22 protein-coding genes and 1 pseudogene are annotated in these 18,932 nt (G+C 71.1%); 15 read left to right on the forward strand and 8 right to left on the reverse strand.

Annotated features, from left to right (window positions below):
* Positions 1-36 precede the first annotated feature (36 nt).
* Both AC1VNH_RS14365 and AC1VNH_RS14370 read right to left on the reverse strand, forming a co-directional pair.
* Positions 37-1,269, reverse strand: coding sequence for an MFS transporter (locus tag AC1VNH_RS14365; protein ID WP_483112186.1), 1,233 nt, complete (start codon positions 1,267-1,269; stop codon positions 37-39).
* On the reverse strand, positions 1,266-1,844 hold the full coding sequence (locus AC1VNH_RS14370) for an ArsR/SmtB family transcription factor (protein WP_483112188.1): 579 nt from the start codon (positions 1,842-1,844) through the stop codon (positions 1,266-1,268). Before AC1VNH_RS14370 ends, AC1VNH_RS14365 begins: the two co-directional genes overlap by 4 nt.
* A 238-nt stretch (positions 1,845-2,082) precedes the next feature.
* Here AC1VNH_RS14370 and rplM point away from each other — a divergent pair, with 238 nt between their 5' ends.
* The 3 genes from rplM to glmM are packed head-to-tail and all read left to right on the forward strand — an operon-like array spanning position 2,083 to position 4,393.
* On the forward strand, positions 2,083-2,529 hold the full coding sequence (gene rplM, locus AC1VNH_RS14375; RefSeq protein WP_137419039.1) for a 50S ribosomal protein L13: 447 nt from the start codon (positions 2,083-2,085) through the stop codon (positions 2,527-2,529).
* A 26-nt stretch (positions 2,530-2,555) separates the two neighbouring features.
* Positions 2,556-3,029, forward strand: coding sequence for a 30S ribosomal protein S9 (gene rpsI / locus AC1VNH_RS14380; RefSeq protein WP_274287389.1), 474 nt, complete (start codon positions 2,556-2,558; stop codon positions 3,027-3,029).
* A gap of 8 nt (positions 3,030-3,037) precedes the next feature.
* Complete coding sequence (gene glmM / locus AC1VNH_RS14385) at positions 3,038-4,393, forward strand: phosphoglucosamine mutase (RefSeq protein WP_483112189.1); 1,356 nt, start codon at positions 3,038-3,040, stop codon at positions 4,391-4,393.
* Positions 4,394-4,399: 6 nt separating this feature from the next.
* Here the strand turns inward: glmM and AC1VNH_RS14390 are convergent, their stop codons facing one another.
* The 5 genes and pseudogenes from AC1VNH_RS14390 to AC1VNH_RS14410 all read right to left on the reverse strand — a co-directional run bounded on the left by AC1VNH_RS14390 (position 4,400) and on the right by AC1VNH_RS14410 (position 8,170).
* Positions 4,400-4,807, reverse strand: coding sequence for an ATP-binding protein (locus AC1VNH_RS14390; RefSeq protein ID WP_483112190.1), 408 nt, complete (start codon positions 4,805-4,807; stop codon positions 4,400-4,402).
* Positions 4,804-5,511, reverse strand: coding sequence for a hypothetical protein (locus AC1VNH_RS14395; RefSeq protein ID WP_483112191.1), 708 nt, complete (start codon positions 5,509-5,511; stop codon positions 4,804-4,806). The genes AC1VNH_RS14390 and AC1VNH_RS14395 overlap by 4 nt, the downstream gene beginning before the upstream one ends.
* Entirely contained in the window at positions 5,508-6,149 is a 642-nt protein-coding gene (locus AC1VNH_RS14400) for a response regulator transcription factor (protein ID WP_483112192.1), read from the reverse strand. The genes AC1VNH_RS14395 and AC1VNH_RS14400 overlap by 4 nt, the downstream gene beginning before the upstream one ends.
* Positions 6,150-6,237: 88 nt before the next feature.
* Entirely contained in the window at positions 6,238-6,987 is a 750-nt protein-coding gene (locus AC1VNH_RS14405) for a TetR family transcriptional regulator (RefSeq protein ID WP_483112733.1), read from the reverse strand.
* Between the two features lie 251 nt (positions 6,988-7,238).
* A pseudogene (locus AC1VNH_RS14410) lies at positions 7,239-8,170 on the reverse strand (Ppx/GppA phosphatase family protein).
* An 81-nt stretch (positions 8,171-8,251) separates the two neighbouring features.
* Here AC1VNH_RS14410 and coaA point away from each other — a divergent pair.
* The 11 genes from coaA to AC1VNH_RS14465 all read left to right on the forward strand — a co-directional run bounded on the left by coaA (position 8,252) and on the right by AC1VNH_RS14465 (position 17,224).
* Positions 8,252-9,205: a type I pantothenate kinase gene (gene coaA / locus AC1VNH_RS14415; protein WP_483112193.1), complete on the forward strand. Its 954-nt coding sequence runs from the start codon at positions 8,252-8,254 to the stop codon at positions 9,203-9,205.
* 233 nt (positions 9,206-9,438) lie between these two features.
* Positions 9,439-11,289, forward strand: a complete 1,851-nt coding sequence (glmS, locus tag AC1VNH_RS14420) for a glutamine--fructose-6-phosphate transaminase (isomerizing) (protein WP_483112195.1) — start codon at positions 9,439-9,441, stop codon at positions 11,287-11,289.
* Between the two features lie 146 nt (positions 11,290-11,435).
* The gene (locus AC1VNH_RS14425) at positions 11,436-11,795 is read left to right on the forward strand and encodes a holo-ACP synthase (protein WP_483112196.1); all 360 of its coding nucleotides are present in this window, start codon (positions 11,436-11,438) and stop codon (positions 11,793-11,795) included.
* Positions 11,792-12,361 carry an LOG family protein gene (locus tag AC1VNH_RS14430; protein ID WP_483112198.1) on the forward strand — a complete coding sequence of 190 codons (570 nt, stop codon included), beginning with the start codon at positions 11,792-11,794 and terminating at the stop codon, positions 12,359-12,361. Before AC1VNH_RS14425 ends, AC1VNH_RS14430 begins: the two co-directional genes overlap by 4 nt.
* A 46-nt stretch (positions 12,362-12,407) precedes the next feature.
* Complete coding sequence (gene alr, locus AC1VNH_RS14435) at positions 12,408-13,532, forward strand: alanine racemase (protein WP_483112199.1); 1,125 nt, start codon at positions 12,408-12,410, stop codon at positions 13,530-13,532.
* Positions 13,533-13,597: 65 nt separating this feature from the next.
* A complete protein-coding gene (gene tsaE, locus AC1VNH_RS14440) occupies positions 13,598-14,095 on the forward strand; it encodes a tRNA (adenosine(37)-N6)-threonylcarbamoyltransferase complex ATPase subunit type 1 TsaE (protein ID WP_483112734.1) in 498 nt (165 codons plus the stop codon).
* Positions 14,096-14,127: 32 nt separating this feature from the next.
* Entirely contained in the window at positions 14,128-14,808 is a 681-nt protein-coding gene (gene tsaB / locus AC1VNH_RS14445; protein WP_243226842.1) for a tRNA (adenosine(37)-N6)-threonylcarbamoyltransferase complex dimerization subunit type 1 TsaB, read from the forward strand.
* A gap of 35 nt (positions 14,809-14,843) precedes the next feature.
* Positions 14,844-15,311 carry a ribosomal protein S18-alanine N-acetyltransferase gene (gene rimI / locus AC1VNH_RS14450; protein WP_243227288.1) on the forward strand — a complete coding sequence of 156 codons (468 nt, stop codon included), beginning with the start codon at positions 14,844-14,846 and terminating at the stop codon, positions 15,309-15,311.
* Positions 15,299-16,357 carry a tRNA (adenosine(37)-N6)-threonylcarbamoyltransferase complex transferase subunit TsaD gene (gene tsaD, locus AC1VNH_RS14455; protein WP_344229614.1) on the forward strand — a complete coding sequence of 353 codons (1,059 nt, stop codon included), beginning with the start codon at positions 15,299-15,301 and terminating at the stop codon, positions 16,355-16,357. Before rimI ends, tsaD begins: the two co-directional genes overlap by 13 nt.
* A complete protein-coding gene (locus tag AC1VNH_RS14460) occupies positions 16,354-16,932 on the forward strand; it encodes a hypothetical protein (protein WP_483112201.1) in 579 nt (192 codons plus the stop codon). Before tsaD ends, AC1VNH_RS14460 begins: the two co-directional genes overlap by 4 nt.
* Before the next feature lie 58 nt (positions 16,933-16,990).
* Positions 16,991-17,224: a hypothetical protein gene (locus AC1VNH_RS14465; RefSeq protein ID WP_483112202.1), complete on the forward strand. Its 234-nt coding sequence runs from the start codon at positions 16,991-16,993 to the stop codon at positions 17,222-17,224.
* Here the strand turns inward: AC1VNH_RS14465 and AC1VNH_RS14470 are convergent, their stop codons facing one another.
* Entirely contained in the window at positions 17,225-18,412 is a 1,188-nt protein-coding gene (locus tag AC1VNH_RS14470; protein WP_483112203.1) for a class I SAM-dependent methyltransferase, read from the reverse strand.
* A gap of 141 nt (positions 18,413-18,553) precedes the next feature.
* Here AC1VNH_RS14470 and groES point away from each other — a divergent pair, with 141 nt between their 5' ends.
* On the forward strand, positions 18,554-18,850 hold the full coding sequence (gene groES / locus AC1VNH_RS14475) for a co-chaperone GroES (RefSeq protein ID WP_047543013.1): 297 nt from the start codon (positions 18,554-18,556) through the stop codon (positions 18,848-18,850).
* The last annotated feature ends 82 nt before the right edge of the window (positions 18,851-18,932 follow it).

Below are 18,932 nucleotides of genomic sequence, written 5' to 3' on the forward strand. Positions count from 1 at the left end.
GCATCGGAACCGATCTGTGGACGGATGGTCCACGGCTCACGCCGGGCCGGCTGCACGCTCCGCCCACCAGGCGGGGAGGTAGCAGAGCGCGCCGAACACGCTGAAGCCGCCCGCCACGGCGAAGGCGACGCCGGTGCCGGTGTGCTCCGCCAGTGCGGTCAGGGCGAGCAGACCCGCGCTGTACACGCCGCCGGAGACCATCGCATTGGCGGAGAGCACGCTGGCGCGCGTGCCCGCGTCGGCCTGCCGGTGCAGCAGCGTGTTGTGCATGGGTCCGGCGGCGCCGTGCGACAGGTACGCGGCGCCGTAGGCGGCGAGCAGGCCCACGGGGCCGGCGACGAGACCCATGACCACGACGAACGCCCCGTTCAGGACGCGGGCGAGCGCCGCCGTGACCGCGACGCCCCACCGTCTGGCCGCGCGCCCCGCGAGGAGCGAGCCGAGCGCGAAGAGTCCCCAGGCGGCGGCGGACGCGGGACCGAACAGTGCGCCCGCCGCATCCTCGCCGCCGGCGAGCTCCGCCAGCCGCACCGGCGTGAGGGTCTCGAACGCGACCATGGCGACGGCCCAGAAGACCTCCACCGCCAGCAGCGCCCTGAGGATCGGGGAACGGCGGACCAGGCGCAGTGCGCCGCGCAACCCCGACGAGCCGGTGGCGGAAGCGCCCGTCCGTCGGCGCGGGCGTGCCGGCTCGACGACGAGGATCGCCGTGATCACGACGCCCACCGCCGACAGCGTGAGGCTCACGAGGAACGGCAGGACCAGTGCCGAGGTGTCCGCCAGCGGTGCCCACGCCACGAGAAGGCCGCCCCCGAGCGCTCCCGCCGCGATCGAGACGCCGAGCACGGTGGCGGCGCGGGCGAGTCCCTGCTCCACGGGGGCGGCGGGGTCGTCGGCGTGGGCCGCGTCGACGTACCAGGCCTCGAGCGGGCCGGAGTCGAGCGTGCGGAACACGCCCTGCAGGAGCATCGCGACAGCGAACGCGGCCACATCCTGTGCGAGCACGAACAGCACGGTCGACGAGAGACCGATCATCGCCGCGATCAGCAGCACGGGGCGGCGCCCCAGAACGTCCGCCAGACCCCCCGTGGGCAGCTCCAGCACGAGCGCGACGATACCCTGCACCGAAAGGATGGCGCCGACCTCGACGAGGCTGAGCCCCCGCTCCAGCGGCAGGAGCGCGGTGAGTCCGAAGGTGACGCCGACCGGCAGCCAGCGCAACGCGGTGAGCCAGAGCAACCGGCGCTCGGCAACGGCCGCGGTGATCACTCGTCGTCCAGATCGAGGGGCCTCGCGAAGGCGCTGACATGGATGCGGCGTGCCCGCGGGTCTGCCGCGCCCGCATCGCGGTAGCGCGCCATGAGCTCGGCGAGCTCGGCGGAGAAGGCGGCGGTCTGTTCGGGTGTCACAGTCAGCAAGCCGTCGGACAGGCCCAGGACGTCGACCCATTCCGCGGGCCAGTGCTCGGCCGCATCCAGCCAGCGCTCGGCGCCCGCCGCGAACTGACGCACGTAGTCGCGACTCAGCCACGCCAGAGCCGTCCGGGCATCCTCGTCGCCGGCGAAGTCGGAATCGACCCACGAGTGGCGCTCGCTCGCCGCACGCCACTCGCGTCGGCGCCCCTCGCCCTCGCCGGTGTCGGTCACGAGTCCCACGTCGCCGAGGGCGCGCAGGTGGTAGCTCGTCGCGCCCGAGTTGGTGCCCAGTGCGGCAGCGAGCTCGGTCGCGGTCGCCGGGCCGTGGGTGCGCAGACGGCTGAGGATGCGCGAACGCAACGGGTGAGCGAGTGCGCGCACGGCCCGGCTGTCGAGGCGGATGGTGTTGTCGCGGCGAGGCTCTTCCATACCGCGACTCTAGTCATGCACAGTTTCTATGCACAAGTGTTATGCAACATGAAGGCGGTCGAGCTCGGGAAGCGGATGCGGGGCGCGGGGGCCCGGCGTGCTAAGCTTTTCGTTTGGTGCCGCATCCCTGCTGGTCGGTGCCACGAACGTGAGCCCTCCACTGGCGTCTTCTCTCGCGAGAAGCACCCCGGAGCGGGATTCACGAACCTCTCCGTTCGATCAAGAAAGCAGCACTAACGTGACGCGCACTTTCACCCCCAAGGCTGGCGAGATCCAGCGCGAGTGGCTGGTCATCGACGCGACCGACGTCGTCCTCGGACGCCTCGCTTCGCACGCGGCCACCCTTCTCCGCGGCAAGCACAAGCCCACCTTCGCCAACCACGTCGACACCGGTGACTTCGTCATCGTCATCAACGCCGACAAGGTGGCCCTCACCGGGCAGAAGCTCGAGCAGAAGAAGGCTTACCGCCACTCCGGTTACCCGGGCGGCCTCAAGTCCGTCACCTACTCGGAGCTGCTCGAGAAGAACCCCGTCCGCGCAGTGGAGAAGGCCATTCGCGGCATGCTCCCCAAGAACAGCCTGGGTCGCCAGCAGCTCTCGAAGCTGAAGGTCTACCGCGGTGCGGAGCACCCGCACGCCGCGCAGCAGCCCACGGCTTACGCCTTCGACCAGGTCGCCCAGTAAGCGCCGCTCAGACTAAGGACACTCTCGTGGCGAACACCGAAGAAACCTCCAACTACTCCACCGAGACCCCCACGGACGTCGCTGCCGTCGTCGCCGAGCGCCCCGTGCTCTCGGTCCCCGGCGCAGCCGTCGGCCGTCGCAAGCAGGCCATCGCCCGCGTGCGTCTGGTTCCGGGCTCGGGAACGATCACCATCAACGGCCGCACGTTCGAGGACTACTTCCCGAACAAGCTGCACCAGCAGCTCGTGACCGACCCGTTCACGCTCCTCAACCTCACCGACGCGTACGACGTCATCGCGCGCATCCACGGTGGCGGCCCCTCGGGCCAGGCCGGTGCGCTGCGCCTGGGCATCGCCCGCGCGCTGAACGAGATCGACGTCGAGAACAACCGCCCGACCCTCAAGAAGGCCGGCTTCCTCTCGCGCGACGCTCGTGTGAAGGAGCGCAAGAAGGCTGGTCTCAAGAAGGCCCGCAAGGCTCCTCAGTACTCGAAGCGCTGACACGCCGGATGGCGTTGTTCGGTACGGACGGCGTGCGGGGGCTGGCCAACGGCCCCCTCACCGCCGATCTGGCGCTTTCCCTGGCCCAGGCGACCGCTGTCGTCCTGGGCCAGGGCCGTTCCGCGGAAGCCCGCCGCGCGGCGGGCAAGCGGCCCACCGCGGTCGTCGCGCGCGACCCGCGGATCTCGGGGGAGTTCCTGGCGGCTGCCGTCGCCGCGGGCCTCGCCTCCTCGGGAGTCGACGTCCTGGATGCCGGCGTGCTGCCCACACCCGCCGCAGCCTTCCTCATCGGCGACATCGACGCCGATTTCGGAGTGATGGTCTCGGCGTCGCACAACCCCGCTCCCGACAACGGCATCAAGATCTTCGCGCGCGGCGGCGTCAAGCTGCCCGACGCCGTCGAGCAGCGCATCGAGTTCGCGCTCGCCGGTCCCAAGCTCCAGCCCACGGGTGCCGAGGTCGGCCGCATCCGTCGCTTCGCCGACGCGGAGGACCGCTACGTCGTGCACCTGCTGCAGTCGCTGCCGCACCGTCTCGACGGCCTGCACGTGGTGCTCGACTGCGCCCACGGCGCGGCTGCGGGCGTCTCTCCCGAGACGTTCCGGGACGCGGGTGCGCGCGTGACCGTGATCGGTGCCGACCCCGACGGGCTCAACATCAACGACGGCGTCGGCTCGACGCATCTCGATCATCTGGCGGCCGAGGTGCTGCGCGTGGGAGCCGACCTCGGCATCGCGCACGACGGCGACGCCGACCGTTGCCTCGCCGTGGATGCGGGCGGGCGCGTGATCGACGGTGATCAGATCATGGCGATCCTGGCGGTGTCGATGCGTGATCGCGGTGTGTTGCGCCACGACACGCTCGTCGCCACCGTGATGAGCAACCTCGGGCTTCACCGGGCGATGGCCGCCAACGGCATCCGCGTCCTCCAGACGGCCGTCGGCGACCGATACGTGCTGGAGGAGATGAACGCCGGCGGATACGCGCTGGGCGGCGAGCAGTCGGGTCATGTGATCATGAGCGACTTCGCGACCACCGGCGACGGCCTGCTGACGGGACTGCACCTGATGTCAGAGATGGCGCGTCAGGGGCGCTCGCTGGCCGAGCTCGCCTCGGTGATGACCGTCTTCCCGCAGGTGCTCATCAACGTCAAGGACGTCGACCGCACACGCGTCGCCGATTCGGGTGTCGCCGAGGCCGTCGCCGAGGCGGAGGCCGAGCTCGGATCGAGCGGGCGGGTGCTTCTGCGCGCGTCCGGCACGGAACAGCTCGTGCGCGTCATGGTCGAGGCGGAAGACGCCGAACAGGCCGAGCGGATCGCACAGCGACTGGCAGCCGCGGTGCGCGAGCGTCTCGCGCTCTGAGGCGTCTCACTTGCGCGGCACACGCGCGACGAGCTCAGCCCCAGACTCCGTCGGGAGGAGTTCGAGGCGTCCGCCCAGACCGCCCAACCGGTCGGTGAGGCGGCGCAGTCCGCTGAGAACCGCGCTCGGGTCCACCCCGATGCCATCGTCACGCACGCTGAGGGTGACCTCGTCGATCCCGACGTGCAGCACGGTGTCGATTCGCCCCGCGAGCCCGTGTCGCAGCGCGTTCGACACCCCCTCCTCCGCGACGCGCACGAGCGCGAGGCGGCGAGCCAGGTCGAGCTCGGGCTCGGCCCCGGAGGGGACCACGACGAAGGAAGCGTCGATTGCGGCCGGGATGCGCGAGACCAGCGCCCTGAGTGCGGCGACGAGTCCTCGATCGATGCCCTCCGGGTAGAGGGTGGCGCTCACGGCACGCAGCTCGTTCTCGCGCAGGGCATCGAGCTCCTGCCCGATCCGATCGATTCGGGTGCGCTCGGGCCCGTCGAATCCGCGGGCCAACGCGCGCAGGTCGGCCTGCAGCATGACGACGCGTCCCTGCAGGGTGCCGTGGAGGGTATCCGCGATCTCCCGCCGCATGTGCAGCCTTCGTCCTGCAGGGCGGCCAAGGCCGCCGTCGCCTGTGCGGCCTGGGCGAGTCGCGTGCGCTCGGACTCCCGGGCACGGCGCCGCGACCCCACGCTCTGCAGGGCGAACACGAAGGTCACCGACATGAGCAGCGTCGCGATGGCCGCATCCGCGAGCGTGAGCATCACAGAGGGATAGATTCCGACGAGGATCTGCGCGGCGGCACGGCACGCCGCCGCGAACCCCGCGCAGCCGACGACCATCGCGATGCGAACGACCCCCGTGCGGCAGATGAGGCGCGCGCGGCTCGCGAGGAGCGTTGCGATCGCGACGCCGCAGAGGTTGATCGCCACCCGGATGACGAGATCGACGAACGGCGATGCGTCGGTGCCGCGCAGCGACACCGCGTTGACTCCGAGCAGGAGTACGGCCTGAGCGCTGATGGCCAGCGAGAGGGTGCCGCCCAGGCTTAGGGCGACGAAGGAGAACTGCCGCTGATCGGCGGCGCGATCCACAAGAGCGATGTCGCTCGCGGGATCTGCGCTCACGCGCTCTCCTCGAGGAAGATGCGCACGGCGCTCACGCGCGGATTCCGCTCCGCATCGCCGCCGAGTCCGAGTGAGTTGTAGACGGCGTTGACGTGGTTGTCGACGGAGCGGTCGGCGAGGTTGAGTCGACGGGCGATGGCGGTGTTCGTCAGCCCCTCCGCCAGCAGCGTCAGCACCTCGAACTGGCGGGCGCTGAGGGCGGCCAGGCGGCCTCGCGGGCGTGCCCGGCGACGCTCCACGAGTTCGCGATCGAGCACGCTGCGTCCGTTCGCGCTGGCGCGCAGGGCCGACACCAGCGAAGGCGCCGACAGCGCGGAGGTCTTCGAGAGGTAGCTCCACCGACGGCGTTGCTCCTCCGGCACATCCAGCAGGGTGTTCAGCCGGTCCACGGCCGACAGCAGCACGATCGACAGTGAGCTCTGCCGCTCCTGCAGGCGCCGACCCACCTCGATCCCGTCGCCGTCGGGGAGCGTGATGTCCAGCAGCGCGACGTCGAGATCGCGAGGGAAGCCCGTGGTCTCCGCGGCGGAGCTCACGGCGATGACGACCTCGAAGTCGGGGACGGCGCGCAGCAGACCCACGAGCATGTCGCGGTACAGAGGTTGATCCTCGACGAGTGCGATGCGCAGTCTCGCCACAGGGATTCCTTCGCAGACAGGGTGGATTGCGCGCCCGGCGGGTGGGGGATGGGCGCCCCCCGTATCCTATCGGCTCGCCTGGGCGGGCTCAGGCTGTATGACGGGGCTCTCCCGCGGGGCGGGTCAGGCCCATGAGCAGCGACCAGAACGCCAGCGCCGGCAACTCCCAGGGGACCTCCTCGCCGTCGATGCCCTCGCGCAGCACCACGTCGTCGATGCCGTCGATGCCGACGAGGCGCTTGCTGGCCATGCCCTCGATGAGCGAGGCGCCGGCCGCGGCGATCTGCAGCCAGGTGACGCCGGGGACCGGCTCGCGCTCGACGCGGGCGAGAACGCGTTGGTAGATGTCGGCGATCTCGGTCAGGAACCGGGTCTCGCTCGCCGCCAGCGCGCGACGCACCTCCGCCTGCTGGTCGTCGGGGAGCGAGCCCACCGACACGGAGAGCGCCATGTAGTTCTTCCACTCGGTGGAGGCCATCGTGTCGAGCACGTTCTGCCCGATGGCTCGGCGTACGGACTCTTGCAGCACGCGCTCGACGCCCACGGGATCGGGCGCGCCGTTCGCGTCGACCAGATGCTCCGAGTACTGCTCGAAGACCGCGGTCGCGATCTGGATGGTGGCGGCGGAGTATCCGATCGGATGGGGGCCGCGCGGCTCGAGCAGGCGCAGCATGAGGGCGGAGAGGAGCTGGTCCTTGCCGCCGAACGCCGCGAACGCGGAGCTCCGGGGCACACCGACGCGCCGGATGAGCTCCTCCATGTTGAGCTGGTGCAGCCCCACGCTCACGGCGCCGTCCGCGAGGAGATCGGCCGCCGCATCCAGGACACGACGGCGCAGTCGTCACGTGGGATGCGTCTTGCGCGGCCCGTCTGTGACGAATCGTTATGGACTCTGCGTCCAGAGTCTTGTTGTTCGTCCTGAGTTGGCATATTTTCGTTCCTACCGACGGAAGGTCCTGCTCTCGAGATGGCGGCGGCCGCCAATGGGGGGACGTCGGTACCGTGATCCGCGGGTCGGGTGCAGATCGACCCCCCCGCGGATCACGGCGGTCAGTCTATGTTCGCCCCGCCCGTGGGTGCTATGGGTCGTCAGCCCCAGGCCATCGCCTCGATGTAGCGCAGCAGCACGCCCTCGCGCAGAGCCCACGGGCTCACCTCGAGCTCGTCGATGTCGAGTGCGCGCATCGCGGTGTGCAGCACGACTGCCCCCGCCACGATCTGGAAGGTGCGGTCGGGGGTGATCCCGGGCAGCTCCTGCCGGGCGCTGGCGGGAAGTCGCGCCAGACGCGGGATCCACGAGCCGAGCGCCTGTCGCGGCAGCAGCAGTCGCTCGCTGCCAGACCATCCCGGCACGGGGTAGCCGGCGAGGCGGGCGAGCGAGCGGATGGCCTTCGAGGAGCCGGCCACGTGGTCGGGCCGGGCCAGCGCCGCGAACCCGGCTGCCGCGGGCGCGAGCACCTCCTCGGCGTGTGCGCGCAGGCGCTCGACCGCATCCTCCCCGGGAGGATCCTCGGGGAGATAGCCCACCGTCATTCGGCCGGCACCGAGGGGAACGGATGCGGCGAGCTGGGCAGCTCGTCCGCGCCCGCGGCGATCTCCAGCGAGCCGCCGCCGATGTCGAAGAGCAGGATCTGGCCGGCCGACCAGCCGAGCCAGCGTCGGACCGCGAGGAAGGTGAAGCGCGCCTCGTCCTCTCCGCCGAGGACCTGGAGCGGCTGGCCCAGCGCCTCCTCGATCCGGGCGATCACGAGCTCCCCGTTGGTGGCGTCGCGCACCGCGGAGGTCGCCGTCGCGAGCAGCTCGGCGACACCCTCGCGCCTGGCTGTCTCACGTGCCTCGGCGACCGCATCCTCGAGCGCACGGATGCCCTCTTCGTCGATGGCGCCCGTCGGCGTGAGGTAGCGCATGAGGCGCAGCACGGTGCGGTGACTCGTCGTCGCGAGCGGCCTTCCGCCGGGGTGTGCATCCGCCACGAGCAGATGCACGGTGTTGGAACCGATGTCGAGAACTCCGAGCCGCACCCGATGAGAGTAGCGGCGCACACCTTTCCGCGCGCTGCGAGGGGGAACGCCACGCCGGTGCGGCGCCACTACGATGGGCGGGTGCCAGAGGAGACCACCCTGCCGGCGGCGTCAGCCGAGTCGCTGTACCGCGAGATCGACCGCGCCGACTGGGCCCGATTGGCCCGCGGCATGGATCAACCGCTGACCGAGGCCGAGGTCGTGCAGCTGCGCGGGCTGGGCGACATGCTCGATGTCACCGAGGTGCGCGAGGTCTACGTTCCGCTGAGCCGGCTGCTGTCGCTGCGCGCATCCGCCACGAAGCGGCTCGGCGCGGAGGAGAGCACCTTCCTGGGCGAACCCGACGAGACCACGCCGTTCGTGATCGGCGTGGCAGGCTCCGTCGCGGTCGGCAAGTCAACGATCGCCCGGCTGCTGCGCGAGCTGCTGAGCCGCTGGCCGGGCACGCCCCGCGTGGAGCTCGTCACGACCGACGGCTTCCTCTACCCGAATGCGGAGCTGGAGCGGCGCGGGCTGATGGACCGCAAGGGCTTCCCCGAGTCCTACGACCGCCGCGCGCTGATCGCCTTCCTCACGGCGGTGAAGTCGGGTGCCGCCGAAGTTCACGCGCCGTACTACTCGCACATGCGGTACGACATCGTGCCCGACGCGCACACGAGCGTGCACCGGCCCGACGTGGTGATCGTCGAAGGCCTCAACGTGCTGCAGCCGCCGCCCGTCCCGCACGACGTCGCGGTGAGCGACCTGTTCGACTTCTCGATCTACGTGGATGCCGAACCCGATCACATCCAAGGCTGGTACACCGACCGGTTCCTGGCGCTGCGCGATGCCGCATTCAGCAACCCGAACTCGTTCTTCCGGGTTCTCGCGGACATCTCGGACGAAGAAGCGCGCGAGCGGGCCGCGTACTACTGGAACAGCATCAACCTGCCGAACCTCATCGAGAACGTGCTGCCCACGCGTCACCGCGCCTCGCTCGTGCTGCGCAAGGGCGCCTCCCACGCCGTCGAGACGGTGCTCCTGCGCAAGCTCTGACGCCCCGACCCGGGCAACCCTCCGGTGCCCGAGTTGCGTCGCAGTTGCGCAGATGCCACACCTTTCCGCATCCGCCACAGTCATTCACTGGTGCGGATGCGGGAAACTGTCGCCCCTGCGAGAGGCACGCGTCCGGCACCACCGGCCCGGCGCGCGCGGCCCCGACTGGGCCCACGGATTGCACGGCTCGACGCCGGGCGGGTTCACGGCTGCGCTCAACTACGATGGATCGCATGTGTGGCATCGTCGGATATGTCGGCCCTCGGCCGAGCCAGGACATCCTGATCTCGGGTCTGGCCCGTCTCGAGTACCGCGGATACGACTCGGCCGGCATCGCCGTGATCGACGCCGACGGCGACCTGGGGATGCGAAAGCGTGCCGGAAAGCTGAGCGTGCTGCGCGACGACCTCGCGCGCCTGCCGCTCGCGGACGGCACCACCGGCATCGGCCACACCCGCTGGGCGACCCACGGCGGCCCGACCGACGCGAACGCCCATCCGCATCTGGCCGACGACGACAAGCTCGCCGTCATCCACAACGGCATCATCGAGAACTTCGCGGCCCTCAAGGCCGAGCTGGTCAGCGAGGGCTACACGTTCCGCAGCGAGACCGACACCGAGGTGGCCGCTGTCCTGATCGGCCGCGAGTACGCCGCATCCGGCGACCTGATCGCCGCGTTCCGCGCGACCGTCGGCCGCTTCGAGGGCGCCTACACGCTGCTGGCGATGCACAAGGACCACCCCGGACTCGTGGTCGCCGCGCGCCGCAACTCGCCGCTGGTGATCGGCCTCGGCGAGGGCGAGAACTTCCTCGGGTCCGACGTGGCGGCGTTCGTCGAGCACACCCGCAACGCGCTCGCGATCGGCCAGGACGAGATCGTCGCCATCACCCCCGACGGCGTGGAGGTCACGGACTTCGCCGGCAACGTCGTGGAGCCCGAGCCGTTCGAAGTGACCTGGGATGCTGCCGCCGCCGAGAAGGGCGGATGGTCCTCGTTCATGGCGAAGGAGGTCTCGGAGGAGCCCGAGGCTGTCGCCAACACGATCCGCGGCCGCATCCGCGACGGTGTCGTGGTCGTCCCCGAGCTCGACGGACTCGACGAGCTCTTCGCCGACATCGACCGCGTCGTCATCATCGCGGCGGGCACCGCGGCCTACGCCGGGCAGACCGGCAAGTACGCGCTGGAGCTGTGGACCCGCATCCCGGTCGACGTCGAGCTCGCGCACGAGTTCCGCTACCGCGACCCGGTGATCGGCCCGCGCACGCTGGTCGTCTCGATCAGCCAGTCCGGCGAGACCATGGACACCCTCATGGCCGTCAAGTACGCCCGCGAGCGCGGCGCGCGCACGCTTTCCATCTGCAACACGCAGGGTGCCACCATCCCGCGCGAGTCGGATGCGATCGTCTACACGCACGCCGGACCCGAGGTCGCCGTGGCCTCGACCAAGGCCTTCGTCGCCCAGATCACCGCGATCTACCTGCTCGCGCTGCACATCGCGCGCGTGCGAGGGTCGCTGACGGCAGCCGAGATCGCCGACCACGTGCGCGAGCTCGAGTCGGTGCCCGGCAAGATCAGCACCATTCTCGAGACGCAGCAGGAGCGCATCACGCAGCTCGCGCACTGGATGGCAGACACCCGGTCGGTGCTGTTCCTCGGCCGACACGTCGGCTACCCGATCGCGCTGGAGGGGGCGCTCAAGCTCAAGGAGATCTCCTACATCCACGCGGAGGGCTTCGCCGCCGGCGAGCTCAAGCACGGGCCCATCGCGCTGATCGAGCCCGGTCAGCCGGTGTTCGTGATCGTGCCGTCGCCGCGCGAGTCCTCAGTACTCCACGACAAGGTCGTCTCCAACATCCAGGAGATCCGTGCGCGCGGCGCCCGCGTCATCGTGATCGCGGAGGAGGGCGACGCGAGCGTCCTGCCGTTCTCCGACGAGGTGCTGCACATCCCGCTCGCGGGCCCGCTGTTCGAGGCGCTGCTCGCGGTCGTCCCGCTGCACATCTTCGCGATGGGCCTCGCCACGGCGAAGGGCCTGGATGTCGACCAGCCGCGCAACCTGGCCAAGTCGGTCACGGTCGAGTAAGGGCCACACTTCTGCGCATACGCGCCTGTGATGAACAGGCGCGTATGCGCATTCCTGTGGCGGGTGCGCATGCGCGACGCAACTCGGGCGTCCCGGGGCGCGGATAGGGTGGCGGATGCGGGGAGCCGCCGCATCCGGGAGGGCACATGATCGTCGGAATCGGCGTCGACCTGGTCGACGTGCCGCGCTTCGAGCGCACGCTCGCGCGCACGCCCGGCCTGCTGACGCGCCTCTTCTCACCCGCCGAGCGCATGCTGAAGCCGCGCTCGCTCGCCGCGCGCTACGCCGCCAAGGAGGCGCTGATCAAGGCGCTCGGCGGATCGGACGGCGTGCACTGGGTGGAGATCGAGGTGGCGTCGGAGCCCTCCGGACGACCGATCTTCGCGCTGACCGGCTCTACGGCCGAGGTCGTCGCGGCGCGCGGCATCGTGGCCGTGCACCTGTCGATGAGCCACGATGCGGACCTTGCGACGGCGTACGTCGTCGCCGAGGCGGCACCGGCATGATCACGCGCGTCGCCGTCTACACGGGCTCCGCCCTCGGCGTCTCGCCGGCCCACGCGCAGGCCGCGGCCGCGGTGGGCGAGGCGCTCGCCGTATCCGGCATGGGGCTCGTGTACGGCGGCGGGCGGGCCGGACTCATGGGTGTCGTGGCGGATGCCGCCCTCGCCGCGGGCGGCGAGGTTCACGGAGTGATCCCGCAGGCCCTGGTGGATGCGGAGCTCGCCCACCCCGGCCTCACCCGGCTCGAGATCGTGGCCGACATGCACGAGCGCAAGATGCGGATGGCGGAGCTCGCCGATGCGTTCGTGGCCCTGCCTGGCGGGGCCGGAACGCTCGAGGAGCTCTTCGAAGCGTGGACCTGGCTGCAGCTGGGTCTGCACCGCAAGCCCGTCTCGCTCTACGACGTCGACGGTTTCTGGGCGCCTTTGGGAACGATGCTGGACGGCATGGTCGAGGCCGGATTCCTGACCGCAGCCTTCCGCGACACCCTCGGCGTCGCCGCTGACCCGGCGGCGCTGCTCGCGGGATTCGCGGCATGGGAGCCGCCCGCGCCCAAGTGGCGGCGCTGAGCGTCCTGCGTCAGCGGGTACCGTGGATGCGGCGACGGGAGGTCCCATGAGTACGCTGCCGGCCGGGGTCATGCGAGAAGCGATCATCGACGTCGAGGCGATCGCCGACAACGTTCGTCAGCTGCGCCGATTGACGGGCGTCGAGGTCATCGCCGTCGTCAAGGCCGACGGCTACGGGCACGGAGCCGCCCGGTCCGCCGCGGCGGCGCTCGCAGGCGGTGCGACGCGCATCGGTGTCGCCGACATCGCCGAGGCGCTGGCCCTGCGGCGCGCCGGGATCGACGCGCCCATCCTGGCGTGGTTGCACGCTCCCGGCGCCTCCTTCGGCGAGGCGGTCGAGCGCGGCATCGAGCTGGGCGTGTCCAACCTGGATCAGCTGAACGCGGCAGCCGCCGCCGGAAGCGGCGATCGTCCCGCCGTGCTGCACCTGAAGCTCGAGACCGGACTGGGGCGCAACGGCGCCTCGCCCGCCGACTATGCCGCACTGTTCGCGGAGGCGGCCCGCTGGGAACGGCTGGGACGGGTGCGGGTGATCGGCATCTTCAGCCACCTCTCCAACGCCTCCGCTCAGGACGACCTGGCTGCGCTCGCGCGCTTCGAGGATGCGGTCGCCGCCGCATCCGCCGCCGGCCTGACGCCGCGCCTGCGCCACATCGCCGCCACCCACGCCGCGATCGCCCTGCCGCAGACCCGGCTGAACTGCGTGCGGATCGGGATCGGCATCTACGGCCTGTCGCCCTTCGACGACCGTTCGTCCGCGGATCTGGGCCTGCGCCCGGCGATGACGCTGCGCGCCGCCGTCGCTGCCGTCAGGCGCGTCGGTGCGGGACAGGGTGTCTCGTACGGCTACGACTACCGCACGAACGGCGGCACGACGCTGGCGCTCGTGCCGCTGGGGTACGCCGACGGAGTGCCGCGGCAGGCCTCGGGCGCGGGACCGGTGCGCATCGCGGGCGGGCGTCACTCGGTGGCCGGGCGCATCGCGATGGATCAGTTCGTCGTCGATGTCGGCGATGCCGAGGTGCACGTGGGAGACGAGGTCGTCCTCTTCGGCGATCCGACCCTCGGTGTGCCGTCGGCGACCGACTGGGCGGATGCCGCCGGCACCATCAACTACGAGATCGTCACGCGGATCGGCGTGCGCGTGCCTCGGCGCGATATCGAGCGATGAGCGGGCATGAATCCGGCGCCGCCGATGTTGCGCACGACATGACGAACGGGGTCGGTGAGCTGGCGATGGACGAGTTGCTCGGCGAGCGGGAGATCGTCTCGCCGCAGGAGATGGAGCAGCTGGGTCGGCAGATCGGAGAGCGCCTGCACGCGGGCGACGTCGTGGTGCTGACGGGGGCGCTCGGGGCGGGCAAGACCACGTTGACGCGCGGGATCGCCGCCGGTCTCGGTGTGCGCGGGCCGATCCAGAGCCCCACGTTCGTGATCGCCCGCACGCATCCCTCGCTCACCGGCGGAGCGCCGCTGGTCCACGTCGACGCCTATCGGTTGGGTTCGGCGGCGGAACTCGATGACCTCGACATCGACCTGCCGGGCTCGGTGGTCGTCGTGGAATGGGGCCACGGACTCATCGAGGCGATCGCGGACTCCTGGTGGGAGGTCGAGCTCGATCGCGAGTGGGACGGCCGCGGGGTCGACAGTGCCTGCGGGACGTATCAGCGCCACAACGACGACCTCGATGCCGAGACGCCGCGTCTGGTGACGATCACGCACCACACCGTCTGAGCGCCGCGGCGGCGCCGCATTACCCTGGAGGGGTGTTCCTCGGCATCGACACCTCGCTCGGAACGGCGCTCGCCGTCATCGACCCCGACGGCGTCGTGCGCGCCGAGGTCTCCAGCGACAACCCCCTCGGGCACGCCGAGGTCATCGGCGATCTGCTTCTGACCGTGACGGAGGCCGCGCGCACCACGGCCGCGCACGGCTCGGGACTGGGGGCCGACGACGACGCCCGCATCACGCACGTCGTCGCGGGCATGGGCCCCGGTCCCTTCACCGGGCTGCGCATCGGGATCGCCGCCGCGCGTGCGTTCGCGCTCGCCCGCGGTGTGCCCGTCGTGCCCGTCGCCAGCCACGATGCGGTCGCGCTCGGCGTGCTGCTCGCGTCGGCGATGGAGGATGCGGACGCCGGCACGTTCGCCGTCGTCACCGACGCGCGGCGTCGGGAGTTCGCCTACACCGTGTACCGCGGCCTCGACGATGACGGCCTGCCCGAGCGGATCACCGGCCCCGCCCTGAGCCCGCGCGACGAGCTGGACGACCGCCTCGCGGCGCTCGGCGCTGCGCGCATGGACGCGAGTGCGATCCCCGCGACGGTCCTCGCGCTGTGCGGTGCCCGTGCCGTCGCCGCCGGCCGCACGATCGCCGCGGACGAACCGCTGTATCTGCGATCCCCCGATGTCACGAGCCCGCACGCGCCCAAGCGGGTGGGGTCGTGATCCGTGCGGCGACGCCCGCCGATCTCGACGCCATCATGCGTCTGGAGCGGGCGAGCTTTCCCACGGATGCGTGGAGCGACGCCATGATGCGTGAAGAGCTCGCCTCGCCGCACGGGCACTACATCGCTCTCGAGCAGGGCGGTCGGCTGATCGGCTACGCAGGCTTGCGTGCGCCCGCGGGAGCGCGCGACGGCGACATCCAGACGATCGCTCTGGACGAGACGGCGCGCGGACGAGGCTTCGGGCGGGCGCTGTTGCGCACGCTCCTCTCGAAGGCCCACGAACGTCGCGTGCGCGACGTGTTCCTCGAGGTGCGCGACGACAACCCCGTCGCCCGCGGCTTGTACGCCTCCGAGGGCTTCGTCGAGGCCGGCCGGCGTCCGCGCTACTACCAGCCCGACGACGTCGACGCGATCGTCATGCGCGTGGACGTGCCGGCGTGGGCGGCGGCCCGCGGCGAGGATGCGGTGGCATCCGGTGTGAACGGAGGATGGTGCTCGTGAGCGGACCTCTCGTGCTCGGCATCGAGACAAGTTGCGACGAGACCGGCATCGGCATCGTCCGTGGCCGCGAGCTGCTGACGAACACGATCGCCAGTTCCATGGACGAGCACGCCCGCTACGGCGGCGTCGTGCCCGAGGTCGCCGCGCGTGCGCACCTCGAGGCGCTGCAGCCCGCGATCCACGCGGCACTCGCCGAGGCCGGGGTCGGCCTGCACGACCTGGACGCGGTCGCCGTCACGTCGGGTCCGGGCCTCGCCGGCGCACTCATGGTGGGCGTCGGAGCGGCGAAAGCGCTCGCCGTGGGGCTCGGCAAGCCGCTCTACGCCGTCAACCACCTCGTCGGTCATATCGCGGCCGACATCCTCGATGCGGATGCGGCCCCCCTCGAGTACCCGACGGTCGCCCTGCTCGTCAGCGGCGGCCACACATCGCTGCTGCTCGTGCGCGATCTCACGAGCGATGTGGAGTTGCTGGGTGAGACGGTCGACGATGCCGCGGGGGAGGCGTTCGACAAGGTCGCCCGCATCCTGGGTCTGCCCTACCCGGGAGGCCCGCAGATCGACCGCGCCGCCGCCGAGGGCGATCCCACCGCCATCCGGTTCCCCCGCGGGCTCTCCCGCGCCTCCGACATGGCGGAGCACCGCTACGACTTCTCGTTCTCGGGCCTGAAGACGGCCGTGGCGCGCTACCTCGAGCAGACGCCGGAGGCCTCCGTGCCCGACGTCGCCGCATCCTTCCGCGAGGCGGTCGTGGACGTGCTGGTGACGAAGGCGCTGGACGCCTGCGCGCGCTACGGTGTGCCGCGCCTGCTGCTGGGCGGCGGCGTGATCGCCAACCGCAGGCTGCGCGACGTGGCTCTCGAGCGCGGCACCGCGGCCGGCGTCGCGGTCCGCATCCCGCCGCTGAGCCTGTGCACCGACAACGGGGCGATGATCGCGGCGCTGGCCGCTGAGCTGATCTCTGCAGGGCGTGCTCCGTCGACGCTCCGCTTCGGCGCCGACTCCACGCTGCCGGTCACCGAGATCCAGGTGGCGGAGCAGCGGTGAACCGCGAACAGGGACACGACGCGCCGGAAGATCCGGCGTCGTTGGCATCGGCGTACGGGCCGGACGACGCGGCCGCGCAGCCCCTGCTGGCGGCAGCCGCGGCTCTGGATCCCTCGCCGCCCGAGCAGCCCGTCGGCGAACTGCCGGTCGTCGCCCGCGTCGAGTCGCCTTCCGACGATGTGATCGTCCCGACGCAGGCCGCCGAGCTCCCGGGCACGCACCGCGGCGGCTTCACCCGCCCGCCGACCGCGCCCGTGGACGTGCGGGAGCAGGTCGCCGAGCATGAGGAGCTCCCCGCGACGACCGCGACCCTGCCGACGACGGATGCGGGCGCTCCCGCCAACTTCGCGACGCTCTCCCTCGGCTTCGCCGTCGTGGCCCTCATCGTCGCCATCGTGGTCGGATGGGGCTTCCCGATCGGGGTGGGCGCCGTCGTTCTGGGGGTCATGTCGTTGCGCGGCCGCGTGGAGAGTCGCCCGATCGCGGCGTGGGGTGTGGCGCTGGGTGCGCTCTCGCTGATCTACAGCGCGGGATGGCTCATGTACGCGGGCATCCAATCGGGGTGGATCGTCTGACTTTTCTCCCCTCGGGCGAGTGCTCCCGCACGCCGGTGTGCTTGATAGGTTCGCAAGCATGGGGATCGAGTGGGGACGAATCAGCCCTGTCATCGTGGTCGCGGCCGGGGTTCTGGCCTGCATGCTGGTGCCGAGCGCGGTGTTCATCGCCGTCGCGGCTTTTCTCGAAGACAACGCGCTGCTGGGGGCGGCGGCGGTCGTCGCCGCCGGGGTGATCGTCATCGCGGCCGCGGCGGCCTTCGTGTATGCAGCGGCGGTGTTCCGACGACGCAGGGTCGTCGGCGAGGGCTGATCAGACGCGGTCCGCCAGGATCGCGGCGCGCTTGTCGCCGATCCGCGTCAGCAGCAGCGTCGCTGAAGCCTCGCCCTTGAGCTTGAGCCGGGTGCGCAGCTGCGCCGGGTCCACGTCGACGCCGCGTTTCTTGATCTCGAGCGTGCCGATACCGCGCTCGCGAAGGGCGCGAGCAAGCTTCTTCTCGTCGGCGGGGAGCTGCTCCCGCACGCGGAAGCTCTGCACGAACGGGCTCGTCATCGCCTCGTCCGAGGTGAGGTAGGCGATGCGTTCATCGAGCGTGCCCGCATCCAGCGATCGGGCCACGTCGCCGATCAGGCGGGCGCGGATCACGGCGCCGTCCGGTTCGTGGAGGAACGCGCCGAGCGGGCGAGGGGCGACGTCTTCGGCGTCCTGAGCGGATGTGAGCTCGTGCACCTGGTCGCCGCGGACGACGAGTGCTGCACGCCGCACCCCGTCGCGAGCCAGCTCCCGGGAGAAGAGGACGAGCTCGATCGTCGATCCGTCCACACTGATCCACTGCGCTTCGACACCGTCGGGGATGCTGTCGCGATCGAAGCCGGGACCGAGCTTGATGCCGGTCGGCATGCGTTCGGCGAGCTCGAACGCCCAGCCGAGCGCCGGGCTGTACTCGTCGGCGCGCAGGCGGTCGCTGTGGGAGCCGCCCACCGGGCGACGCGCGGGGTCGAGCCACACCGCATCCCTGTCGCCGAGATCCATCTCCTCCGCGCGGGCGTGCGAGACCGTGACGGTGTCGCCGAACGGCGCCAGATTGTAGGCGGCGACGGCCGCGGTCGCCTCATCGGCGTCCACGGCGGCGACCTCGAGCCCGAGGGCTGCGAACCCCAGGGCATCGCCGCCGATCCCGCATCCGAGATCGGCGATGCGACGGCGTCCCGCGTCGCGGAACCGACCGGCATGGCGGGCGGCCACACTCAGGCGGGTGGCCTGCTCGAGCCCCGCGGCGGTGAAGAGCATCCGGCCGGCGAACGGTCCGAACTTCGCCGCCGAGCGGGCGCGCAGTCGCGCCTGACCGACGACCGCCGAGACGAGGTCGGGCCCGTGTCCCGCGGCGCGGAGCCTGCTCACGGCCGTCGCGACCGCGGCCGTCGACTCGATCGGTCCCGTCTCATCCAGCAGGCGCAGTCCTTCGGGGGTGAGAAGGGCGCGCAGCTCGCTCATCTCCATCGCTCCAGCCTAGGTGCGAGCTTGTGTTGGCACTCGCGTTGCACGAGTGCCAGGACGCCTCTAGACTTGCCGTTAGCACTCTCGGTGTGAGGGTGCTAACTGAGTCTTCCGTTTCACGAAGCGAGAAAGAAGAGGTAGACCGTGTCGGTTTCCATCAAGCCGCTCGAGGACCGCATCGTCATTCAGCAGGTCGAGGCCGAGCAGACCACCGCTAGTGGCCTGGTCATCCCCGACACCGCCAAGGAGAAGCCCCAGGAGGGCGAGGTCGTGGCCGTGGGCCCCGGCCGCATCGACGACAACGGCAACCGTGTTCCGCTCGACGTCGCCGTCGGCGACCGCGTGATCTACAGCAAGTACGGCGGCACCGAGGTCAAGTTCGGCGCCGACGAGTACCTCGTGCTCTCCGCGCGCGACGTGCTCGCGGTCGTCGTTCGCTGACATCGACTGCTCGAAGCCCCCGGCCACTCGGCCGGGGGCTTCGTTCGTTGTAGGCGCGCCCCGGCAGCGCCCGCGGTCCTAG

This window comes from Microbacterium sp. KU4F, from assembly GCF_056868075.1.